Annotated in this window: 21 protein-coding genes; 7 read left to right on the top strand and 14 right to left on the bottom strand. The window is 68.8% G+C overall.

Annotated elements, in window-relative coordinates:
• The first annotated feature begins 82 nt into the window (after positions 1-82).
• Positions 83-919 carry a universal stress protein gene (locus tag MQC88_RS01360; RefSeq protein WP_243318530.1) on the top strand — a complete coding sequence of 279 codons (837 nt, stop codon included), beginning with the start codon at positions 83-85 and terminating at the stop codon, positions 917-919.
• A 19-nt stretch (positions 920-938) separates the two neighbouring features.
• Here MQC88_RS01360 and MQC88_RS01365 read toward each other — a convergent pair whose 3' ends face one another.
• Positions 939-2645: an ABC1 kinase family protein gene (locus MQC88_RS01365; RefSeq protein ID WP_425491516.1), complete on the bottom strand. Its 1707-nt coding sequence runs from the start codon at positions 2643-2645 to the stop codon at positions 939-941.
• Positions 2646-2710: 65 nt separating this feature from the next.
• On the opposite strand from MQC88_RS01365, the gene MQC88_RS01370 reads away from it, so the two are divergent.
• Positions 2711-3295: a DUF488 domain-containing protein gene (locus tag MQC88_RS01370; protein ID WP_243318533.1), complete on the top strand. Its 585-nt coding sequence runs from the start codon at positions 2711-2713 to the stop codon at positions 3293-3295.
• Positions 3296-3346: 51 nt separating this feature from the next.
• Here the strand turns inward: MQC88_RS01370 and MQC88_RS01375 are convergent, their stop codons facing one another.
• From MQC88_RS01375 to MQC88_RS01395, 5 genes are all read right to left on the bottom strand, one after another.
• Positions 3347-4108 (bottom strand): NYN domain-containing protein, encoded by a 762-nt coding sequence (locus MQC88_RS01375; protein WP_243318535.1) that lies wholly within the window; start codon positions 4106-4108, stop codon positions 3347-3349.
• Between the two features lie 57 nt (positions 4109-4165).
• The gene (locus tag MQC88_RS01380) at positions 4166-5326 is read right to left on the bottom strand and encodes a PQQ-dependent sugar dehydrogenase (protein WP_243318536.1); all 1161 of its coding nucleotides are present in this window, start codon (positions 5324-5326) and stop codon (positions 4166-4168) included.
• A gap of 172 nt (positions 5327-5498) precedes the next feature.
• Positions 5499-7370, bottom strand: a complete 1872-nt coding sequence (locus tag MQC88_RS01385; RefSeq protein ID WP_243318538.1) for an ABC transporter ATP-binding protein — start codon at positions 7368-7370, stop codon at positions 5499-5501.
• Positions 7371-7406: 36 nt separating this feature from the next.
• A complete protein-coding gene (locus MQC88_RS01390) occupies positions 7407-7964 on the bottom strand; it encodes a hypothetical protein (protein ID WP_243318541.1) in 558 nt (185 codons plus the stop codon).
• 44 nt (positions 7965-8008) lie between these two features.
• On the bottom strand, positions 8009-8368 hold the full coding sequence (locus MQC88_RS01395) for a hypothetical protein (RefSeq protein WP_243318543.1): 360 nt from the start codon (positions 8366-8368) through the stop codon (positions 8009-8011).
• A gap of 231 nt (positions 8369-8599) precedes the next feature.
• On the opposite strand from MQC88_RS01395, the gene MQC88_RS01400 reads away from it, so the two are divergent.
• A complete protein-coding gene (locus MQC88_RS01400; protein ID WP_243318545.1) occupies positions 8600-10114 on the top strand; it encodes a fumarate hydratase in 1515 nt (504 codons plus the stop codon).
• On the top strand, positions 10114-10509 hold the full coding sequence (locus MQC88_RS01405) for a hypothetical protein (protein WP_243318547.1): 396 nt from the start codon (positions 10114-10116) through the stop codon (positions 10507-10509). The genes MQC88_RS01400 and MQC88_RS01405 overlap by 1 nt, the downstream gene beginning before the upstream one ends.
• 18 nt (positions 10510-10527) lie before the next feature.
• Here MQC88_RS01405 and MQC88_RS01410 read toward each other — a convergent pair whose 3' ends face one another.
• The 6 genes from MQC88_RS01410 to MQC88_RS01435 all read right to left on the bottom strand — a co-directional run bounded on the left by MQC88_RS01410 (position 10528) and on the right by MQC88_RS01435 (position 16781).
• Entirely contained in the window at positions 10528-11682 is a 1155-nt protein-coding gene (locus tag MQC88_RS01410) for a phospholipase A (RefSeq protein ID WP_243318549.1), read from the bottom strand.
• Positions 11683-12186: 504 nt separating this feature from the next.
• The gene (locus tag MQC88_RS01415; protein WP_243318550.1) at positions 12187-13452 is read right to left on the bottom strand and encodes a phospholipase D-like domain-containing protein; all 1266 of its coding nucleotides are present in this window, start codon (positions 13450-13452) and stop codon (positions 12187-12189) included.
• Positions 13453-13640: 188 nt separating this feature from the next.
• A complete protein-coding gene (locus MQC88_RS01420; protein WP_425491517.1) occupies positions 13641-14132 on the bottom strand; it encodes a DUF456 domain-containing protein in 492 nt (163 codons plus the stop codon).
• A gap of 115 nt (positions 14133-14247) precedes the next feature.
• The gene (locus MQC88_RS01425) at positions 14248-15348 is read right to left on the bottom strand and encodes a M35 family metalloendopeptidase (protein WP_243318551.1); all 1101 of its coding nucleotides are present in this window, start codon (positions 15346-15348) and stop codon (positions 14248-14250) included.
• A gap of 196 nt (positions 15349-15544) precedes the next feature.
• A complete protein-coding gene (locus MQC88_RS01430) occupies positions 15545-16039 on the bottom strand; it encodes a glycine zipper 2TM domain-containing protein (protein WP_243318553.1) in 495 nt (164 codons plus the stop codon).
• A 304-nt stretch (positions 16040-16343) separates the two neighbouring features.
• A complete protein-coding gene (locus tag MQC88_RS01435; protein WP_243318555.1) occupies positions 16344-16781 on the bottom strand; it encodes a cytochrome c in 438 nt (145 codons plus the stop codon).
• Positions 16782-16876: 95 nt separating this feature from the next.
• Between MQC88_RS01435 and MQC88_RS01440 the strand changes: the two genes are divergently transcribed.
• The gene (locus MQC88_RS01440) at positions 16877-17671 is read left to right on the top strand and encodes a tRNA threonylcarbamoyladenosine dehydratase (RefSeq protein WP_243318558.1); all 795 of its coding nucleotides are present in this window, start codon (positions 16877-16879) and stop codon (positions 17669-17671) included.
• Positions 17672-17743: 72 nt separating this feature from the next.
• On the opposite strand, the gene MQC88_RS01445 is transcribed toward MQC88_RS01440, so the two are convergent.
• Entirely contained in the window at positions 17744-18550 is an 807-nt protein-coding gene (locus MQC88_RS01445; RefSeq protein WP_243318560.1) for a TatD family hydrolase, read from the bottom strand.
• A gap of 2 nt (positions 18551-18552) precedes the next feature.
• Positions 18553-18783, bottom strand: a complete 231-nt coding sequence (locus MQC88_RS01450) for a DUF6116 family protein (RefSeq protein WP_243318562.1) — start codon at positions 18781-18783, stop codon at positions 18553-18555.
• Between the two features lie 170 nt (positions 18784-18953).
• Here MQC88_RS01450 and MQC88_RS01455 point away from each other — a divergent pair, with 170 nt between their 5' ends.
• Complete coding sequence (locus MQC88_RS01455; RefSeq protein ID WP_243318564.1) at positions 18954-19757, top strand: glycine zipper 2TM domain-containing protein; 804 nt, start codon at positions 18954-18956, stop codon at positions 19755-19757.
• Positions 19758-19982: 225 nt separating this feature from the next.
• On the top strand, positions 19983-21146 hold the full coding sequence (locus MQC88_RS01460) for an acyl-CoA dehydrogenase family protein (RefSeq protein ID WP_243318566.1): 1164 nt from the start codon (positions 19983-19985) through the stop codon (positions 21144-21146).
• Positions 21147-21158 lie beyond the last annotated feature (12 nt).

Raw genomic sequence — 21158 nt, forward strand, 5'->3', positions numbered from 1 at the left:
TACCGGGCACCGCATTGATGCAGGTCAATGCGGCGCCAATGCGGGGCACCTAGGGTGGCATGGTCCGACGGAGGGCATCGCGATGTTCAAGGATCTGTTGGTTCCGGTGGTGCTGGGCGAGGTCAGCCCGGAGGCGTTCGACCTGGCCTGCGGCATGGCCGGCGGGGAGGGCGGTCACGTCACCGGCCTGGTCAGCATCAGCGTCATCACGCCCATGGTCGAGGCCATGAACTATTTCCCCGAGGCCGTTTACGAGAGCCTCGCCGCGGCGGCCCGCGAGGCATCGCAGCGCCTGCGCGCGCAGGTCGACGCCTGCCTGGCCAGGCACGCGGCCAGCAGCGAGTCCCGGGTGTCGGATTCGATCTGGCTGACCGCGCCGGAAGTGGCCACGCTGCACGCCCATTACGCCGACCTGGTGGTCTACGGACGCACCGCCAACGCCGCCGCCGAGGCCGAGCGCTCGGTGTTTTCCTCGCTGCTGCTGGCGTCCGGGCGGCCGGTCATGGTGGTGCCGCGGAACGCGCGCTGGGTGGCGCAGCCGGAGAAGGTGGTGGTCGCCTGGCGGCCGTCTCCGGAAGCGAGCCGCGCGCTGCACGATGCGCTGCCCTTGCTGCGCAGCGCCCGCAGCGTCGACGTGGTGGTGGTCGACCCGAAAGTCGGCGAAACGGCGCACGGCGAGTTGCCTGGGGTGGACATCGCCACGCACCTCAGCCGCCACGGACTCAACGTCAACGTGGTCTCGCTGCCACGCGAAGGCGCCAGCACCACGACCGCCATCCTGCGCCATGCCACCCAGGTCGACGCGCACCTGATCGTGGCGGGGGGCTATGGCCATTCGCGAATCCGCCAGCAGGTGTTCGGCGGCGTGACCCGCGGATTGTTCGAACAGGCGACCGTGCCGGTGCTGTTCTCGCACTGAACCACGGGCGGATGCCGCCTCAGCGCGGTCCGCGTTCCTCGCGCGGCCGCGGCTTGCGGTCGCGCAGCATCGCGCTGAGCACGATCGCCACCCCGAGGCCGGCGGCGAGCAGGAACAGCACCAGCGCGATCGCCGGATAGCCCAGCAGCCGGGTGTCGGTCTGTACCCGCATCATCATCGCCGAGGCGACGATCAGCGCCGCAGTCACCAGCCCGGCACTGATCCGGTTGGCGATCTTGTGCAGGCTTTCGAGCAAGTGCGATTCCTCCAGGCCGGTCATGCGCACCTGCATCCGGTTTTCGGCCAGCAGCGACAGCAGGTCGGAGACCTTGCGCGGGGCTTCGCGCAGCAGCGCCTGCACTTCGATCATCTCGCTGGCGATGTTGGAGGGGGACAGCGACTTCTTGAGTCGCTGGCGCATGACGTGTTCGAGGTGGGTTTCGACCACGGCCTTGACGTCCAGCGCCGGGTCGAGCGCATTGGCGACCTGCTCCAGGTTGAGCAGGGTCTTGCCCAGCAGGCTGAGTTCCGGTGGCGTGCGCAGGCCGCAGGCGGTGGACAGCCCGACCAGCTCCAGCATCAACCGGCCCTCGGACAGCGACTGCGATCCGGCATGCGCCGCGTAACGCGAAACCAGCTGCCCGGCCTCGCGCACGAAGCGCTCCTCGTCGAAGTCCTCCAGCCGCGTGCCCATGGCGATCGCCTCGTTCACCACTTCCTCGCCGCGGCCGTCGACCGCCGCGAACAGCAGCTTGAGCAGGCGCTCGCGCAGCTTCGGCGGCACGTGCGCGACCATGCCCAGGTCGAACAGCGCCAGGCGGCCGTCGTCGGTGACCAGCAGGTTGCCGGGATGCGGATCGGCATGGATCTCGCCGTGCACGAACACCTGGTCGAGGTAGCCGCGCATCAGCGCCGAGGCCAGGTCCACCATCGACTGTTCGGTCCTGCGCAGGCCCGAAATCTCGGTGACCTTGGTGCCGGCGACCAGTTCCATCGTCAGGACCCGGGCAGCGGTCAGGTCCCACAGCGGCGCGGGCACGACCAGCTCGGGGTAGCCGCGGAGGTGCTCGCCGAAGCGTTCCAGGTTCTCGGCTTCGGCGCGGTAGTCCAGCTCCGCCAGCAGGGTGCGGCGGAATTCGTGCACCCAGTCGGAAAAGCGCAGGCGGCGGCCTAGATCGGTCATGCGGTCGGCCTTGCCGGCCAGCGCGGCGAGCGTGTCCAGGTCCGCGCGCACGACCTCGACGACGCCGGGACGCTGCACCTTGACCGCGACCATGCGCCCGTCGCGCAAGGTGGCGCGGTGCACTTGCGCAAGCGACGCGCTGCCCAGCGGTTGCTCCTCGAACTGGGCGAAGGCGCTGCCCAGGCGCACGCCCAGCGCATCCTCGACCACCGCGCGGATCTGCTCGAACGGCACCGGGGCGACATCGTCCTGCATCCGTTCCAGCGCCGCGATGTAAGGCGCAGGCACCATGTCGGGTCGCGTCGACAGCGCCTGCCCGACCTTGACGAAGGTCGGCCCCAGCGCCTCGAGGTCGTCGACGAATTCCTCGGGCTTGCCCTCGGTCTCCGGCATCGCGGCCGGATCCAGGTTGGCGGCGTCCAGGTCCAGGCCGGTGAACACACCTGCGCGCCGGTACTTGAACAGGAAACTCAGGATCTGCGCGGTGCGGGCGAGGCCGCTGGCTTGGTCGGTCATGGGGGCGTCCCGGGGCATGGATGGCATGGCCTGTGCAGCGTAGCGACGCGCGCGTCAAGGCGGCTTCATCGCCGCGGCGGCATCATGGCCGGATGCAAGTGCACGCAGGCGAGCGCGCGGGAGGCGGGCCGTACCACGGCACGCTGTGGACGATCGGGCATTCCACCCGCGAATGGGACCAGTTCCTCGCGCTGCTGCGCCCGCCCGCGATCGAGTGCCTGGTGGACGTGCGCCGCTTCGCCGGCTCGCGTCGCAATCCACAGTATTCGCCGCTGGCGATGGCGCCGGCGTTGCAGGCCGCCGGCATCGACTACCTGCCGATGCCGGAGTTCGGCGGTCGTCGCGCACCGCGGCCCGACTCCGGCAATGGCGCCTGGCGGGTCGCCGCCTTCCGCGGTTACGCCGACTACATGGCGACGGCGGAATTCGCGTTGGCGCGCGAACGCCTCATGTCGCTGGGGCGACAGCGCCATTGCGCGGTGATGTGCGCCGAAGCCGTGTGGTGGCGCTGCCACCGGCGTCTGATCGCCGACGACTTCAGCGCGCGCGGCTGGGAAGTGCTGCACCTGCTGGCGCCGGGCAAGACGCAACCGCATCCGCCCAACCCCGATGCGCGGATGGTCGATGGCGTATTGCGCTATCCGGCCGCGGGCGACGGCCAGCGTGCACTGTTCTGAGGCGATTCGGCGCCACGGCTGCGCAGTCGTGGCCGGCGAACTCCGAGAAGGTTACTTCTTCGAGCGCAGGTAGATCGTGCCGGTCTTGCCGTCCGCGCTGGCGCGTTCCTCGACCAGGTAACCCGGGTGTGCGGCCACCAGGTCCTTGAGCTTGCGGAAGCCGTAGCTGCGCGGGTCGAAGTCCGAAGCCAGCCGCACCAGGTTGCTGCCGACCGCGCCCAGGTGCGCCCACCCGCTGTCGTCGGCGGCGGCATCGACCGCCTCGTGCAGCAGCGCATCCAGCTTGCGGTCGCGCTTGAGCTGGACCGGCTTGCGCGGCTGCGGCTTGCCGGACTTGCCGGTGCCGCCCTCTTCGATGTCGTCCTCCACGCCCAGGTTCTCGGTGTAGATGAACTTGTCGCAGGCGGCGACGAAGGCCTGCGGCGTCTTGCGTTCGCCGAAGCCGTACACGGTCAGCCCCTGCTCGCGGATGCGCGCGGCCAGGCGGGTGAAATCGCTGTCGCTGGAGACGATGCAGAAGCCATCGAGATGGCCGCTGTAGAGCAGGTCCATCGCGTCGATGATCAGCGCACTGTCGGTGGCGTTCTTGCCGGTGGTGTAGTTGAACTGCTGGATCGGCTGGATCGAATGCGTCAGCAGCCCGCTTTTCCAGCCACCCAGGTGGCCCGAGGTCCAGTTGCCGTAGGCGCGGCGCACGCTGGCGTTGCCGAACTTGGCGATCTCGGCCAGCAGTTGCGGCAGGCGCGCCGGGTTGCTGTTGTCGGCATCGATCAGGATCGCAAGGCGATCTTCGCGGTCGGGGCTGGAAGCCATCCTGGTGTCTCCGGGGCGTCGTGCGGGGATGTCGGCAACGATACCCGGATGCCGCGCCTAGCGCGTGGGCGGCTGCAGCCGCAGCAGCTTGCCGTCGGCTTCGTCGGTGAGCACGTAGATGTTGCCGTCGGCGCCAGCGCGCACGTCGCGGATGCGGGCGCCCAGGTCGTCGAGCAGGCGCTCCTCGGCGACGATGCGATTGCCGTCGAGGCTGAGCCGGATCAGGTTGCGGTCGGCGAGCGCGCCGAGGAACAGGCTGCCGTTCCAGGGGGAGGCCGGGTGGCCGGTGTAGAACGCCATGCCGCTCAGCCCCGGGGACTTCGGCCACGCGTGGTGCGGCGATTCCATCCCCGGGGCGCGGGTGCCGATGGTTTCCGGGTATGGCTTGTTGCTGCCGTAGTCCATGCCGTTGCTGATGGTCGGCCAGCCGTAGTTCCCGCCCGCCCGGGGCAGGTTGAGCTCGTCGCCGCCGCGCGGGCCGTGCTCGGATTCCCACAGCGTGCCGGTGCGCGGATCGACCGCCAGGCCCTGCATGTTGCGGTGGCCGTAACTCCAGATCGCGCGGCGCACGCCCGGGCTTGCGGCGAAGGGATTGTCTGCCGGCAGGCTGCCGTCCACGTTCATCCGCACCAGTTTGCCCTGCAGGACTTCCAGGTCCTGCGCCAGCGCCTTCTGGTTGCGTTCGCCCTGGCTGATGAAGACGTGGCCGTGGCCGTCGAAGGCGATGCGCGAACCAAAATGGTTGGGGCCGACCAGCTTGGGCAGCTGCCGATAGACCACGTGGACGTCGGCGAGGCCGTCGTCGCCCAGCGTCGCGTAGGCGGCGGCGGTGCCGGCGCTGCCTTCCGGCCCGGGTTCGGCATAGCTCAACCAGATGCGTCGGCTGCGCGCGAAATCCGGCGCAAGCACCACGTCGAGCAGTCCGCCCTGGCCTTGCGCCCAGACTTCGGGCACGCCGGCAAGCGGGGCCGACACCTTGCCGTCCGCGGAAATGCGGCGCAGGCGCCCCGGGCGTTCGCTGACCAGGAAGCCGCCATCGGGCAGCAATGCCACCGCCCAGGGATGTTCCAGCCCCGAGGCGATCGTGGTGACGCGGATGCCGTCGTGGGCGGCGGCCGCTTGCTGCTGGCGCGCGGGTGCGGCGGCATCGCCAGGCGGCTGCGCACTGCAGGCCGGGAGCACGAGGGCGAGGAAGGCGAGGGTGGCGAACTGGCGCATGGTGGCAGGTCCCGGATGCGTCGTGCTGGAACCGGGATCATCGTGCCTGCGACGTTACGGAGTCGTTGCGGAAGCGGCGTCGGCCTCGGTATCCGGCAAGACTTGAAGTGCCCGGGCAGGCTCGCGACTGATGCCGCTTCCCGGGAACCCGGCGAAGCCGACGGCGGCCAGGTCAGCGATACCCCGCCGCCTGCAGTTCGAACAACTCCGCATAGCGCCCACTCTGCGCCAGCAGTTGCTCGTGGGTGCCGGAGGCTTCCAGCCGGCCTTCGGCCAGCACCAGGATGCGGTCGGCCATGCGCACGCTGGAGAAACGGTGGGAGATCAGCACCGCGGTGCGATCGTCGGAGAGCTCCTTGAAGCGCTCGAACACCTCGAACTCGCTGCGCGCGTCCAGCGCCGCGGTGGGCTCGTCGAGGATCATCACCTGCGCATCGCGCATGTAGGCGCGTGCGATCGCGATCTTCTGCCATTGCCCGCCCGACAGGTCGACGCCGGTCTTGAAGCGGCGGCCGACCACCTGGTCGTAACCCAGCGGCAGCGAGGCCACGACCTCGTCGGCGGCTGCGCGCCGCGCCGCGGATTCGATCCGGGGGCGATCGTCCATGGCGTCGATCTGGCCGACGCCGATGTTCTCGCCGACGGTCAGGTGGTAGCGCACGAAGTCCTGGAAGATCACGCCGATGTTAGCGCGCAGGTCGTCGAGGTCGTACTCGCGCAGGTCGCGGCCGTCGAGCAGGATGCGGCCTTCGTCCGGGTCGTACAGCCGCGCCAGCAGCTTCACCAGCGTGGTCTTGCCGGCGCCGTTCTCGCCCACCAGCGCCAGCACTTCGCCGGCCCGCAATTCGAAGTCCAGCCCGCGCAGCGCCCAGCGCGCGGCATCCGGGTAGCGGAAGCCGACGTTCTCGAACACGAAGCCGCGCGCGATCGGCTGCGGCACCGCGATCGCGCCCGGCCGCGACGCGATCTCCGGCACGATCTCGAAGAACGAGTACAGGTCGTCCAGGTACAGCGCCTGTCCCGCGACCTGGGAAAAGCCGACCAGCAGGCCTTCCAGCAATTGCCGCAGGCGGCGGAAGCTGCCGGCCAGGAAGGTCAGGTCGCCGATGGTGAAATCGCCGCGCACCGTGCGCCACGCGATGTAGGCGTAGGCGACGTAGTAGCCGAGCGTGCCCAGCCCCGCCAGCAGGGTGCCCCAGAACGCGCGCTTCCCCGCCAGCGCTTTGTTGGCGAGGTAGAAGCGGTCCGACAACTGCCGGAAGCGGGCGATGAAGAAGCGGTTGAGGTTGAAGATCTTGACCTCTTTCGCGGTCTCGACGCTGGCACCCATCTGCCGCAGGTACTCGAGTTGCCGTCGCTCCGGCGTCCACGCGAAGTTGAGGGTGTAGTTGAGCGCGTTGAAGTGCGCTTCGCCGACGAACGCGGGGATTAGCGCGATCGCCAGCAGCAGGATCAGCCACGGCGCATAGACCAGCAGGCCGGCGGCGAAGCCGACCACGGTGACCGCGTCCTGCGCCTGTCCGAACAACTGGCTCATCAGGTTCATGCGGCCCATGGTCTGGCGCCGGGCGCGGTCCAGCTTGTCCTGCAGGTCCGGATCCTCGAAGTCCTCCAGGTCCAGCGTCGCCGCATGCTCCATCAGGCGGATGCTGGTGGCGTTGGTGAACAGCTCCGACAGCAGCCCGTCGCAATAGCTCACCATCCGCCCGAACAGGTCCGAGGCGATCGCCAGCGCGAATTCGGCGCCGAGCAGCAGCGCCAGGTGGTCGAGGGCGCCATCGCGCCAGGCGCCGGCCAGGTCGGTGAAACCGATCCCGCTGCCGACCAGCCGTACCGCCTCGTCGATGATCAGCTTGCCGATGTAGAGGGTGACGATCGGCATCAGCGCGCGCACCAGGCGCAAGCCGAGGCTGGCCACGGTCAGCCCCTTGCTGGTGGCCCAGATCTCGCGCAGGAACGGCGGGATGTTGCGCAGCGCGCCGACGCGTTCGCGCAGGCTCGGGCGTTGCGGCTCGCGGGGCGAATCAGCGGTGGGACTGGGCATGCGCCCATTGTGCCGGTTCACGCGATGGCGGGAGCGTCAACCCGCTGGCGGCGCATCGCCGCGACGCCGTGCCGACAGCGTACGGCCGAACTCGGCCACGCCTGGCACCACGCCCAGCAGCATCGACGCGGAGAGGATCGCCGCCAGCGTCGCGAGCGGGAACTGCGGCTGCCGCCAGCGCAACCCCCAGTCGCCAAGCCCGCCACCGTAGGGCGGGAACAAGGCCCGCCACGCCGTCCAGTGCAGCAACACCACCAGGGCGAACGCGGCCAGCGGCAAGACCACCAGGAACGCGTGCACGAATTGCTCGAACACCGTGATCCGGCGCCGCGGCGCCGCCCAGCGCAAGTCGCGGTACGCGGTGAGCGTATGCGCGGCGACACCCGCGAGCGCGAGCAGCAGCACCGGGGCCGTCGCCTCCAGGAACAGCAGGGCCAGCATGGGCACTCCGATCTCGGCGGTCTGCAACAGGTGCAGCGCCGATTCGTGGACGCCGGACGTATAGGCAATGCCGGTGCGTGCGTGGACGACGTAGTCGGCGACCCCGGCGAGCAGCCACAACGGCAGGATCACGCCGCCGAGGAGGGACCACAACAAACCTGCGAGGTGTGGATCCGGATCCACGATCCAGGCCGGTGTCAGAACGCCGCCACGCACAGCAGCAGGAAAGCCACGACCGCGATCATGGCGTGCCCCAACATCAATCCGACCGGCAGGGGCCGCTGCCGCCATTGCCACAGGAGGTTCATCGCCGCGCCGCCCGCCGCTGCAGCCACGAACAGCAGCAACGCCCAACCGGCGGGCGAAGGCACGCCGACGGCGAGTGCCGCATACGCAAGCAGCGTAACGCCCGCTCCGGCCAGCAGTCCGTGCAGCATCGCGAGCCAGGCCGGGGGATTGCGGCTGGCGAACATGCGGATTCCCGCCATCAGCAGGCCGCCCAGGGCGGCGATGGCGAACAGGGCGACGGCGGCCCGCAACATCGTGATCGCGTCCATGTCGGCTTCCGGGAAAGGAACTTGGATCCTCCCGCGGCTGCGGTGAGCGCCGCGTGTAACGCCATCCGCGGGACCCGCGGCGGCGAGGCCGGCGAAATTTACGGCCCAGGAATACGGCGCCAGGCGCGACCCGCGGGTCCGCACCCGGGGCGGGACGCCGCTGCAGGTAAAATGGCGTTTTCGCCTGCCAGGCCTGCCGTGACCGCCAACCCGCCTATCGCTTCCAAGCCCGTGTCGATCCGCCAGGAAGACCTGATCCAGTCCATCGCCGACGCACTGCAGTACATCAGCTACTACCACCCGGTCGATTACATCAGGTCGCTGGCCGCGGCCCATGAGCGCGAACAGTCGCCCGCCGCGCGCGATGCGATCGCGCAGATCCTGATCAACTCGCGCATGTGCGCAGAAGGCCATCGGCCGATCTGCCAGGACACCGGCATCGTCACCGTGTTCCTCGAGATCGGCATGGACGTGCGCTGGGACGACGCGACCATGGGCGTGGAGGAGATGGTCCACGAAGGCGTGCGCCGCGCCTACAACCATCCGGACAACAAGCTGCGCGCGTCGGTGCTGGCCGATCCGGCGGGCAAGCGCATCAACACGAAGGACAACACGCCGGGCGTCGTCAACGTCAAGGTGGTGCCGGGCAACACGCTGGACGTGATCGTCGCGGCCAAGGGCGGCGGCTCGGAGGCGAAATCGAAGTTCGCGATGCTCAACCCGTCCGATTCCATCGTCGACTGGGTCCTGAAGACGGTACCGACCATGGGTGCGGGCTGGTGCCCGCCGGGGATGCTCGGCATCGGCATCGGCGGCACCGCCGAGAAGGCGATGCTGCTGGCCAAGGAATCGCTGATGGAGGCGATCGACATCACCGAACTGCAGGCACGCGGGCCATCCAGTCGCGCGGAGGAACTGCGGCTGGAGCTGTTCGACAAGGTCAACGCGCTGGGCATCGGCGCGCAGGGCCTGGGCGGCCTGACCACGGTGCTCGACGTCAAGGTCAAGGATTATCCGACCCACGCCGCCAACCTGCCGGTGGCGATGATCCCCAACTGCGCGGCGACACGGCACGCGCATTTCACCCTCGACGGCAGCGGCCCCGTGATGCTGGAACCGCCGTCGCTGGAGGATTGGCCGAAGTTGACCTACAGCCCGCAGAACGCGCGCCGGGTCGACCTGGACACGGTCACCCGGGAAGACGTGGCCTCGTGGAAGCCGGGCGAGACCCTGCTGCTCAACGGCAGGTTGCTCACCGGACGCGATGCCGCGCACAAGCGCATCGTCGGCATGCTCGACAAGGGCGAGCCGTTGCCCGTGGACCTGCGCGGCCGCTTCATCTATTACGTCGGCCCGGTCGACCCGGTGCGCGACGAGGTCGTCGGCCCGGCCGGCCCGACCACCGCCACGCGCATGGACAAGTTCACCGAACAGGTACTCGACCAGACCGGCCTGCTGGGCATGGTCGGCAAGGCCGAGCGCGGTCCGGTCGCCATCGACGCGATCCGCAAGCACGGGTCGGCCTACCTGATGGCGGTCGGCGGCGCGGCCTACCTCGTGTCCAAGGCGATCAAGGCCGCGCGCGTGGTCGCCTTCGAGGACCTGGGCATGGAGGCGATCTACGAGTTCACGGTGCAGGACATGCCGGTCACCGTGGCGGTCGACAGCAGCGGCGAGTCGGTGCACCAGACCGGGCCGCGCGAATGGCAGGCGCGGATCGGCGCGATCCCGGTCGTGGTCGCCTGATGGCGGCGCAGTTGCTGCAGGGCGAGGGGTTCAAGGTCCAGGTCGAGCCGCAAGCGGGGTACCTGCGCGCGCATGTCTTCGACGGCACCGATTCGCTGCAGGTCTCGATCGCGATGTGGAAGCTGCTGGGCGAGCAATGCCGGCTCTTCCGCGCCGGGCGGCTGCTGGTGCTGGAGGACCTGGCCGACACGGTGGAGCTTGCCGAAATCGACAGCATCGTGCGCGCGATGGCCGGATTCGGCTTCGCGGGCATCCGCATCGCGTTCGTCGAATTGCGCGACGACGTGAGCGGCAACGAGCACGCGGAGATCCTGGCCGCAGACCACGGCATCCGGGTGATGGTGTTCAGCAACGAGGACGCGGCCCGGCGCTGGCTGCTGTACGGCGTGGATTGAGTCCGGCGGCGCGCGCGTTCAGTACCACTCCATGAGCGACACGCCCAGCCCGATCCAGGTCGCGCGGTGGTTGTAGTCGATCAGGCTTTCGCCGTAGCCGTCCGACAGCTGCAGGTGCCCGCGGAAGCCGCCGTGCAGCGGGAAGCCCCAGTCCAGCTGCGCGGCGCCATGCGCGCGGTCGCCGCCGCGCAGCGAGTGCCGCAGCATCAGCGAGAACTGCTGGCCGTCGGGCAGCACCCGCACCAGGGTGGCGTCGCCGCGGCCCATGTAATCGGAGATGTCGGGATTGTCGTCGTCGTTGCCATCGGCGATGCGGACCCACGGCCGCAGCGTCAACGCCCAGCCTTCGCGGTCCAGCCCGATGTTGAACATCACCCGGTTCCAGCTGCGCGACAGGGGATCGGCGCGGCCGTTGGACTGGTGGTTGATGCCGACCGCGGCCATCCTTCCCTTCCAGCCGAGCAGGCTGTAGCCCGTGCGGAAGGCGAGCAGCACTTCGGGTTCGTAGTTGGTTTCGCGGAACGGGCGCGAGGCCTCGCCGTTGTAGACCTGCCAGCGCGAACTCTGGGTGTAGGCCATCCACAGGTCGCCGTTGTCGCCGAAGAGGTTCTCGACGGCCTTGGTCTTGAAGCTGATCTGGAACTTCGCTTCGACGTCGTCCAGCGCCTGCGGCGCGGCGACCGTGTTGTCGGGATTCGGCGATCGCGGCATTGCGTTCGGCTTGCTGCTCCAGAACGCCGGGAACAGGTACACCGGCTTGTAGGCGCGGAAGTTGAAGGTGCCGAGCTTGGAGTCGCGCGCCAGTTCCCAGCGGCTGTCCAGCAGCGAGCCCTTGCCGGCGTTGGCGATCGCGGCATCGACGGGATCCGAGTCCTGGTCGAACAGGTCGCTGAGGGCGCGCCGGGCGCGCTCGGTCCTGGGCAGCGGGGTGGATTCGGCCGGGGCCGCGACCGCCTTGCGGTACTGGCGGGCGCTGGCTGCCGCGGCATCGGCCTGTTGCGGGGTGCGCGACTGGCGGCCGGCGGCCTGGTCGTAGCAGGCCAGGCGGGCGGCGTCGATCTCGATCGCGATGCAGGCGTCGATCGCGGCGCGGGCTCCCGTTTCCTGCGCATGCGCCGGCGCGACGAAATACAAGGGCGGAACGAGGATCAGGAAGGCGCTGGTGCGGGTCATGTGCGGAATCGGGCGTGGGACCCGTACAGGATGCACCAGTGCACGGCCGCGACGGGAATCCGCTCCCGGATCCAGGAAATTTCGCAGGCAGGACCAGGCCTGGGATGAGACCAGGAAACATCTTTGGGTGCGGACACTTCCGTGGCGAAGCAGGTGGCCCTCTGTTCGCGGGACACGCCGCAAGTACGTCCATGAAGGCTCATCGGCGACATCCATGTCGCCGAAGGTCCCGCGAACAGAGGGCCACCTGCTTCTCCAAGCCAGGTCGGCGCTTGAAGAGCAAGAGCAGCCGAAACCCCGAACCTCCAAACTCGCCAGTCGCCGGCCGGCGGGCTGGGGGTGCGGAGAGCAGGCCAAGGATGGCCTGCGACCCGACTTAAAGACAGGATGTCGTCAGGAGGGCGCAGCACCCCCAGCCCGCCGGGCGGCGACTCCGGCCGAAGCCCGACACCGAAGTGACTACGAATTGGCGGCCCAACTATCGCAAGCCGACGTCCGACATCCCTAGAGCTGCGACTTGATCGGCAGGATGAACTTCTCGAACAGCTTTTCCTTCAGCGGGCGCTTCTTCCAGGTTTCGTAGGTGTAGCGCTTCGTGGGTATCAGGTCGTCCTCGAACACCTTGGTCATGCGTTCGGCGAAGGCGTGGTCGTAGACGTTGAGGCTGGCTTCGTCGTTGAGCCGGAACGAGCGCAGGTCGAAGTTGGTCGAGCCGACCGACACCAGTTCCCGGTCCACGATCAACAACTTGTTGTGGAACATGGTTGGTTCGTATTCGTAGATTTCCACGCCGGCCAGCAACAGCGGCCCCCAGCCGGCCTTGGAGGCCATCCGCGCGGCGTCGGAATCGGTGTTCTTGCCCGGGGTGACGACGCGGATGCGCACGCCACGATGGCGCGCGGCGACCAGCGCCTTGGTGATCAGTTCGTCGGGGATGAAGTAGGCGGCGTCGAGGTCGATGCTGTGCTGCGCGGCGGCGATCGACATCAGGTACATCAAGTGCATGCTCTCGGCGCCGCCGGCCGGCGAGCTGATGAACAGGTGCGCGTCCATGTCGCCGGTGCGCTGCAACGGCGGGAAGTACTCTGCGCCGTTGAGGATGCGGCCGGTGGTCTTGATCCAGTTGTCGTTGAAGGCGGCCTGCATCTGCGCCACCACGGGGCCTTCGATGCGGAAGTGCATGTCGCGCCAATGGTCCGGATCCTGGGCGCGGCCCTGCCAGGGATCGCCGATGCCCACGCCCCCGGTAAAGCCGACCGTGCCGTCCACCACGAGCAGCTTGCGGTGGGTGCGGTTGTTCATCCGCGCCAGGTTGTACCAGTGCAGCGGGCGGTAGCGCTCCACGTGGACGCCAGCGTCCTCCATCTCCTTGAGTTGCGCCTCGTCCATGCTGACGCTGCCGACCCAGTCGATGGTGACGTTGACCTTGACCCCATGGCGGGCGCGATCGCTCAACGCATCGGCGAACTGCTTGCCGACGCGGCCGGACCAGTAGATGTAGGTCTCGAAGGTGATCGTATGCTGCGCGCCATGGATCGCATCCAGCATCGCCGGGAAGATCTCGTCACCGTTCTCCAGGTCCGTGACGTGGTTGCCCGGCAGGATCGACGGGCCGAGCATCACCCCCATCTCGCGCCGGAATTGCGGGTCGGACACCGCGTAACGATGCTCGATCTTGCGCTCGAGCTGCTTGGTCGGGGTGGCGAAGTTGAGCGAGATGACGACCACGAGCGTCGTCAACAGGGCGGTGATGACGATGGTCCAGATCATGCGTTTGCGGCTCCAGCGTGGCAGCACGGGAACTCCGGATTACGGGATGGGGCGATGCCTGCGCGGCCGCAGACAGGGTGCCGGCATGATCGCAGGGGGCCATTCAGCGATGCGTGAAGCCGGTGTCGCGGCTTCGCGCCGCGATGCAACCGGCGGGGTTCAATGGCGTGCGCGGCGTTGTCGTCGGTTCAATTCCACCACGACCACGCGAACAGGCCGAGCATCGCCAGCGCCAGCATCAGCTTCAGCGCGATGCCGAACACGATCCCCATCCAGGTGCCGAATCCGACCTTGGTGGCCTGGCCGATGCCAGGCTGGTCCAGCCGCCGGCCGTGCAACAACTCCCCGGCCAAAGCCCCCACGAACGGCCCCACGAACAGCCCCACCGGGCCGAGGAACAGCCCGGCGAACGTACCCAGCACTGCGCCAGCCAACGCCAGGCGGCTTGCGCCCACGCGCTTGGCGCCCATCGCCGCGGCCCAGAAGTCGACCGCCATCGACAGCAGGGTCAACACCCCGAGCGCCACCAGGGTGCCGACGCCGATCTTGGCGAAGCCGCCAGCCCACGCCGCCAGCAGCATGCCCAGGAACACCAGCGGCAGGCCGGGCAGGGCCGGCAGCACCACGCCGGCCAGGCCGATGACGACGAGGATGGCGGCAAGCACGTAGAGCAGGGTCATTGGCAACTCCATGGGATGCGGCAAGCGCATGGCGCGGTGCGCGGATTGTTCGCCACGGTTGCCGGAAAACACAACGGCCCGCCGAAGCGGGCCGTTGCGTCGGGGCTTGCGCCGGTCAGTTCTGCGCCGGCTTGTTCTCGGCGAAGTACTCGTGGTTGTCGGCGTTGTTGAGCGCACCGGCGGGATCGCTCGCTGCGAGATTCCTGGCCCCGGTCTGGCCGTAGACGATGTCGTCGGTACCGGCAACGACATTGAAATGGCTCATCTCGTGGATCAGGGTGCCGCCCTTGGAGTCGGTACCGGCCAGCGGCGCGCTCCAGAAGGCCCGGCAGACGAAGATCTCGTAGGGACGGGACGGATAGACGTAGGCGTAGTAATTCTGGTTGCAGCCGCAATTGATCTTGATCTCGCCGTTGTTCTGGTCCATGGCGCTGTCGATGGCGGCGAAATGCTGGCTGGCGGTGCCGTAGCGCGACGAGGTATAGGCGCCGAACCAGGTGGCGTAGCGCGGTCCAACCGTGCCGGTGGCGAGGTAGCCCTTGGCGTTCTCCGAATAGGCGCGGGCCTGGTTGACCGCGTCGGTCGCGGTCGCGCTCTGCGTCGCCGAGCAGCCAACGAAACTGATATTGCCGCCGCCGCCACCGCCGCCGCAATCCTCCTTGTTGGGATTGCAGGGCTTGCCCTTGTTGCTGGCTCCGCCCTTGGCGGCCGCACCGTCGCTCCAGACATTGATCGGCGCGCTGCGCAGCAGCATCGGCAGGCCGCGGCTGGTCTTGAGCATGCTGCCGTCGGACAGCGAGGCGTATTGCAGCGGCGAGGCGAGGGTGACCAGGTACTGGCCGCGCTTGCCCATGTCGTAGGAAGCCGAGAGGTCGACCAGCGTGCGATGGCTCTGGCCGGGTGGCAGCACCACGAAGTCCCCCGGCCCCGGCAGACCGCGCTTGGCGAGCTTGCCCTGGTAGGCGACCGGTTCGCCGTCACGGCTGACCTGGAAGAGCTTCGCGGTGGGGTCGTTACCAGGGAGCTGCCAGGACGGCACCCGCGCCGCACGGCGCCCGGTATTGGTGATCGTGACCTCGACCGCGCCGTTGGCGGCGGCATACATGCTGACCCGCAGCGGATTGCTGGTGGCCTGCGGCGCGGCAGCCACGGCGGCTGCGACGGCACCGGCGATGACGACGCTGCCGGCGATGGCTTGCACGAACGGAGCTTTCATCGGGGATCTCCTGCCGGGAGTGATGGCGTCCGCGGCAGCGGACACGCGACCTTACCCTGCGGATTTCCCCTTGCGCACCTTGCATTGCATCATCTCGGCCGCTGGAAGCGGTTACACGTTTGCCGGTGCTGCCCGGATGCGAGGAAGGCCCGCTTGCGCGGGCCTTCCTGCTTCCGGCGTGGAACGACGCCAGTGCTTACTGCGCCCAGGCGCGACCGTTGTAGACGCGCACGTAGGAGCCCTCGCGGATGCCGCCGAGGTCGTTCTGGGTGACGACCGTGGTGCGTCCGTCGTTCATGCGCACGTACACGTTGTAGCTGCCGTTGTTGGCCTGCGCGTTGTTCTGGATCGCATTGCCGATCACGGCGCCGGCAGCCGCGCCAACGACCGTGGCGGTGTTCTGGCGGCCCTTGCTGTCGGTGTTGCTCTTGGCCAGTTCGCGCCCCGCAGCGGCACCGACCACGCCGCCGAGCACGGCGCCGGTGGCATTGGGCACGCTGCTGGTGCCGGTGGCGGCGACTTCGATGCGGGTCACGGTGCCGCAGTCGTAGCAAGCGGTGCTACTGGACGGAGGCGGTGCGCCGTAACCGGTATTGCCGTAACCCGGCGATGTGGTGGCGCAACCGGCGGCGGCGAGGCTGGCAGCCAGCGCGGTGGCGCCGAGCAGGCGGATGTTCGGGCGAATCTTCATGCGACTCTCCTGGAAATGAGCATGGGGGCGGGAGCGCATGCTCCGTGGCCGAGGCCCATCGTGGGCGCGGAACCGTGAACAGGCAGTCAATCGCGCAGCGCGCGCGCAGCGTGCGTGCATGGCATTGGCTTTCGGTTCATGCACCAGCTCGGCTCGCGCGCATCCACGGACGGCATCCGCACGCGCGCGTGCAGCCGGCTGCGCGGCTGCCGTCTTCAGCAAGGGATCGGTCTGTTCGCCGCTTGGTGCAGGCGCTTCGCAGCGGCCGGGACGACAGCAACGGTCGGCGAAGCCGGGCGCTTGGCTAGTTGCGGAAATCCTGGTGGCAGGCCTTGCAGTTTCCGCCGATGTCCTTGAGCGCCGCGTCGACCCCGGCGCAGTTGAGCGGCGGGCTCGACAAGGTGCCGTCCAGGCTCGCGCGCAGGTCGCTGACATGCTTGGCGAAGCGCGCGTCCTCGCGCAGGTCCCCGAATGCCGGTTCGATGTCGTTGGCCATCGTGCGCAGCGCCTGCAGGTGCGGCAGGGTGTCGGTGGCCGCGCAGCGGCTCTGCTCGATGTTGGCCTTGAGGGCGCCGGCATGGGCGTCCATCACGTGCATCACGCTCTCCGGGTAATGGTCCTTGCGCGCGTCCAGCGCGCGCAGCGCCATCACCGTGGCGACGATGCCCACGGCCAGGCCGATCAGGAACAGGAAGAAATAACGCGCGGCCGCATTGCCGGCCTTCGCTGCGGAGGTATTCATCGGCAAGACCCCTGGTGGATTGGGCCGCACGTTAGCACGCCGTCGCCGCGGCGCCGGCGCCCGCTGCCTCGGCGGGCCCCCGTTACAATCCGCCGATGAGAAAGGACCTGCACGAACGCTTCGCCGGCATCGACCGCCTGTACGGCGCTGGCGCCGTGATGCGGCTGGCGCAGTCGCGGGTCGCGGTGGTCGGGCTCGGCGGCGTCGGTTCGTGGGTGGTCGAAGCGCTGGCACGCAGCGCGGTCGGCCACCTGTCGCTGATCGATGCCGACGACCTGTGCCTGTCCAACACCAATCGCCAGCTGCCGGCCGTGGCCGGCCAGTACGGCCGCAACAAGGCTCGCGCGATGGCCGAACGCGCGCTGGCAATCAATCCGGCGCTGGACGTTGCGGCGGTCGAGGCCTTCGTGACCCCGTCCAACCTGGAGCCGATGCTGGGTGGCGGCTTCGACCTGGTGCTGGACGCCTGCGACAGCTTCCGCGCCAAGGTCGAGATGATCGCCTGGTGCCGGCGCCGCAAGCTCCCGCTGGTAACGGTGGGCTCGGCGGGCGGCCGCACCGATCCGGCCCAGGTGCGGGTGCGCGACCTCTCGCGTACGGAGCACGATGCGATGCTCTCCCTCATCCGCAAGAAACTGCGCGGCGAATTCGGTTTCCCGAAGAATGCCGACCGCTATTTCGGCGTGCCCGCGGTGTATTCGCTGGAGAATGTCAGGTACCCACAGGCCGACGGCAGCGTTTGCGGCATCCGCCCGCAACTGGGGAAGGATGCGGCGCTGAAGCTGGATTGCGGCGCCGGGCTTGGCGCGGCCACGCACGTCACCGGTGCTTTCGCCTTCGCCGCGGTCGGCAAGGCGCTGGAGATGCTGCTCAGACCCAAGGCAGCGTAGGAGCGGCTTATAGCCGCGACCTTTTGCGATGGCGATGCCATGTCGGAAAGCGCTCGCGGCTATTGGCCGCTCCTACAAAGCCGGAGCGATGGGAGTGGCTGGCAAGCCGAACAGGCGTTCCGCATTGCGCGTGGTCGCTAATGCGACGGTTCCCGGGTCCTCGCCGCGCAGTTGCGCGATGGTCTGCAGCACTTGCGGCAACCGCGCCGGTTCGTTGCGCTGCCCGCGGATGCCGGCATCCGGTTGGTCGGGGGCGTCGGTTTCCAGCAGCAACTGTTCGATCGGCAGGGCCGCGGCCAGCCTGCGCAGGCGCTGGGCGCGTTCGTAGGTGACCGGGCCGCCGAGCCCGACCAGGAATCCGAGTTTCCACAACTGCCCGGCTTGCTCGCGGCTGCCCGAGAAACTGTGGACGACGCCGCGCAGGCGCTGGCTGACACCCCGGTCGGCGTTGACGCGCCGGATCGCCGCGATCACCGCATCGACCGCGCGCCGCGCGTGCACGATCACCGGCAGGCCGAATTCATGGGCCAGTGCCAGCTGGCCTTCGAAATACGGTTGCTGCGCGTCGGGGTCGAGGCGATCGACGAAATAGTCGAGTCCGCATTCGCCGATCGCCAGCGGGCGTTCGCGTTCGATCCAGTCGCGCAACGCCTCCAGGTGCGCCGGCCGGTGCTCGGGCAGGAACACCGGATGCAGGCCGTACGCGGGAAACAGGCCAGGCGAGGCCGCGCATACCGCGCGCAGCTTCGGCCAGCCGGCGGCATCGACCGCCGGCACCACTTGCCGCGCCACGCCTGCCGCGCGCGCGCGCGCGACGACCGCGGCGCGGTCGGCGTCGAATTCGCCGGCATCCAGGTGGCAGTGGCTGTCGACCAGCATGGCTAGCGCCGCGGAAGGTCGCCTTCGATGGGTCCCTCCTGCGCGCCGGCCTTGCGGTTCTTCCAGTTCGCCAGCAGCAGGGTGCCCAGGCCGAGCAACAGTTCGTCGGCGAAGGGGATGAAGTCCGGGACGGCGACATCGGCCACGAACAGGACCGCCGCCAGCAGGAAGAGGCGGGGGTAGCTCAAGCGGCCGAGCCAGCGCAGCAAGGGGGCAAGCAGGGGATTGGCCATCGAGGTTCTCCGGCGATGCAAGGCGCAGGGCACACGCTAGCAGGGGCGGTACGGGCGGGGTTCACGGTGCGCACGCGCCGCCGCGGCCGATGTGGGCCGCGTTCAGGTAGACGATGTTGCAATCGCCGCCGTCCACATGAAAGTGCGGGTCAACCGCCCCAGGAGGCGACATGAAGAACAATACCCTTGCGATCGCGCTGGCTGCATTGCTGGTCGGCGGTGTGGCCGTGGCCGCATTCCAGAACAACCGCGGCACCAGCCTCGATACCGCGGCCGACAGCAGCCTGGCGGCTGGCGATGTCGCGGCCATGGACAACGGGATCCCCGATGGCGGACGCGTCGAGTACGCGCAGGTCATCAAGGTCGATCCGGTCACCGAGAAGCAGCAGCTGTACGCGCAGGTGATCGGGACCGAGCCGGTCCGCGAGACCAGCACCACCTCGACCCCGCGCGAAGTCTGCAACGACGTGGCGGTGCAGGAACGCCTGCCCGAGAGGGACGGCAACGTCGGCGGCACCGTGGCCGGCGCCGTGATCGGTGGCCTGATCGGCAACCAGGTCGGCGGCGGCAACGGCCGCAAGCTGGCGACGGTTGCCGGCGCAGTCGGCGGCGGGTTCGCCGGGCGCGAGATCGATCGCCGCCATGTCGGCGGCCAGGTGGTCAACACCACCCAGCGCCAGTGCCATACCGAGACCTCGACGTCGCAGTCCTCGCGTACCGTTGCGTACAACGTGACCTACCGCAATCCCGACGGCACCACCGGCACCATGCGTACCGGCAGCAAGCCGGGCAGCCGCATCGCGCTGGGCAGCGAGGACGTGCCGGTTGCCTACGACGTGACCTACCGCTACGACGGCCAGGACCGCACCGTGCGCATGGAAGACAAGCCGGGCGAGCGCCTGCCGGTGATCGACGGCCAGGTGGTGACCCAGGTCGCCGCGGTCGACGGCAGCAGCGACACGTCGCGCCAGTAACAGCGGCGTTCGTGACCCCCGGGGCCCGGCATTGCCGGGCCCTTGTCGTTTGGGCGCCCGGCAATGCCGGGCCCCTTGTTGATTTCGCGCTCCGCATCGGGCCGTTGTCGTTTCCGCCGGGCCATCCCCGGGCGTTCCGGGACCACGCCGGGGCAGGGTGTCGCCGCCGGCGCCGGCCGATACAATGGCGGTTTCCCGCCGCCCGAAGAAAGGCCCGTCACCGCCATGGCCCTCCACCCCTACGACCTGTTCGACGTCCGCTCCCTGCTTTCGGAGGAGGAGCGCGCGGTGCAGGACACCGTGGCCCGCTTCACCGACGAACGGGTGCTGCCGATCATCGGCGATGCCTTCGACCAGGGCCGCTTCCCGAAGGAACTGGTGCCGGAGATCGCCGAACTGGGCCTGCTCGGTTCCTCGCTGCCCGAGCAATACGGCGGCGGCGGGCTCAACGGCGTCAGCTACGGCCTGATCTGCCAGGAACTGGAACGCGGCGACAGCGGCATCCGCAGCTTCGTCTCGGTGCAGAGCTCGCTGTGCATGTACCCGATCTACGCCTACGGCACCGAGGAACAGCGCATGCGCTGGCTCCCCGGGATGGCCGCGGGCAAGGTCATCGGCTGCTTCGGCCTGACCGAGCCGCAGGGCGGCTCGGACCCGGCCAACATGAAGACCAATGCCAGGAAGGATGGCGGCGACTGGGTGCTCAACGGTTCCAAGATGTGGATCACCAACGGCAACCTGGCCGACATCGCCATCGTCTGGGCGCAGACGGAGGACGGCATCCAGGGCTTCGTGGTCGAGAAGGGCATGGCCGGATTCAACGCCCAGGAGATCAAGCACAAGATGAGCCTGCGCGCGTCGGTGACCAGCGCGCTGTTCTTCGACAACGTGCGCGTGCCCGAGGGCAATCGCCTGCCCAACGTGAAAGGCCTGAAGGGCCCGCTGGGCTGCCTGACGCAGGCGCGCTACGGCATCACCTGGGGCCCGATCGGCGCCGCCGTCGCCTGCCTCGATGAGGCACTGAATTACTCCAAGGAGCGGATCCTGTTCGACCGCCCGGTGGCCGCGACCCAGTCCGCGCAGCTCAAGCTCGCCGACATGGCCCGCCGCATCACCCTGGCGCAGCTGCTGGTGCTGCAACTCGGCCGCCTCAAGGACGCCGGCACGATGCAGCCGTCGCAGGTGTCGCTGGCGAAGTGGAACAACTGCCGCATGGCCATCGACATCGCGCGCCAGTGCCGCGACCTGCTCGGCGGCGCCGGCATCACCACCGAGCACGCCGCGATCCGGCATGCGCTGAACCTGGAATCGGTGATCACCTACGAGGGCACCGAGACCGTGCACCAGCTGGTGATCGGCCGCGAGCTGACCGGCATCAACGCGTTCTGAATGCCTGCTTCC

Source organism: Cognatiluteimonas sedimenti (assembly GCF_022808325.1).
Classification (GTDB): domain Bacteria; phylum Pseudomonadota; class Gammaproteobacteria; order Xanthomonadales; family Xanthomonadaceae; genus Cognatiluteimonas; species Cognatiluteimonas sedimenti.

Bases quoted from the DNA above. Each gene is read 5' to 3' on its own strand.
- MQC88_RS01370 (WP_243318533.1), top strand. From the start codon at position 2,711: ATGCAAGTGCACGCAGGCGAGCGCGCGGGAGGCGGGCCGTACCACGGC.
- MQC88_RS01405 (WP_243318547.1), top strand. From the start codon at position 10,114: ATGGCGGCGCAGTTGCTGCAGGGCGAGGGGTTCAAGGTCCAGGTCGAG.
- MQC88_RS01460 (WP_243318566.1), top strand. From the start codon at position 19,983: ATGGCCCTCCACCCCTACGACCTGTTCGACGTCCGCTCCCTGCTTTCG.
- MQC88_RS01385 (WP_243318538.1), bottom strand. From the start codon at position 7,370: ATGCCCAGTCCCACCGCTGATTCGCCCCGCGAGCCGCAACGCCCGAGC.
- MQC88_RS01445 (WP_243318560.1), bottom strand. From the start codon at position 18,550: ATGCTGGTCGACAGCCACTGCCACCTGGATGCCGGCGAATTCGACGCC.
- MQC88_RS01430 (WP_243318553.1), bottom strand. From the start codon at position 16,039: ATGAAGATTCGCCCGAACATCCGCCTGCTCGGCGCCACCGCGCTGGCT.
- MQC88_RS01410 (WP_243318549.1), bottom strand. From the start codon at position 11,682: ATGACCCGCACCAGCGCCTTCCTGATCCTCGTTCCGCCCTTGTATTTC.
- MQC88_RS01455 (WP_243318564.1), top strand. From the start codon at position 18,954: ATGAAGAACAATACCCTTGCGATCGCGCTGGCTGCATTGCTGGTCGGC.
- MQC88_RS01440 (WP_243318558.1), top strand. From the start codon at position 16,877: ATGAGAAAGGACCTGCACGAACGCTTCGCCGGCATCGACCGCCTGTAC.
- MQC88_RS01435 (WP_243318555.1), bottom strand. From the start codon at position 16,781: ATGAATACCTCCGCAGCGAAGGCCGGCAATGCGGCCGCGCGTTATTTC.
- MQC88_RS01360 (WP_243318530.1), top strand. From the start codon at position 83: ATGTTCAAGGATCTGTTGGTTCCGGTGGTGCTGGGCGAGGTCAGCCCG.
- MQC88_RS01375 (WP_243318535.1), bottom strand. From the start codon at position 4,108: ATGGCTTCCAGCCCCGACCGCGAAGATCGCCTTGCGATCCTGATCGAT.
- MQC88_RS01395 (WP_243318543.1), bottom strand. From the start codon at position 8,368: ATGGACGCGATCACGATGTTGCGGGCCGCCGTCGCCCTGTTCGCCATC.
- MQC88_RS01380 (WP_243318536.1), bottom strand. From the start codon at position 5,326: ATGCGCCAGTTCGCCACCCTCGCCTTCCTCGCCCTCGTGCTCCCGGCC.
- MQC88_RS01450 (WP_243318562.1), bottom strand. From the start codon at position 18,783: ATGGCCAATCCCCTGCTTGCCCCCTTGCTGCGCTGGCTCGGCCGCTTG.
- MQC88_RS01365 (WP_425491516.1), bottom strand. From the start codon at position 2,645: ATGCCATCCATGCCCCGGGACGCCCCCATGACCGACCAAGCCAGCGGC.
- MQC88_RS01415 (WP_243318550.1), bottom strand. From the start codon at position 13,452: ATGATCTGGACCATCGTCATCACCGCCCTGTTGACGACGCTCGTGGTC.
- MQC88_RS01420 (WP_425491517.1), bottom strand. From the start codon at position 14,132: ATGACCCTGCTCTACGTGCTTGCCGCCATCCTCGTCGTCATCGGCCTG.
- MQC88_RS01425 (WP_243318551.1), bottom strand. From the start codon at position 15,348: ATGAAAGCTCCGTTCGTGCAAGCCATCGCCGGCAGCGTCGTCATCGCC.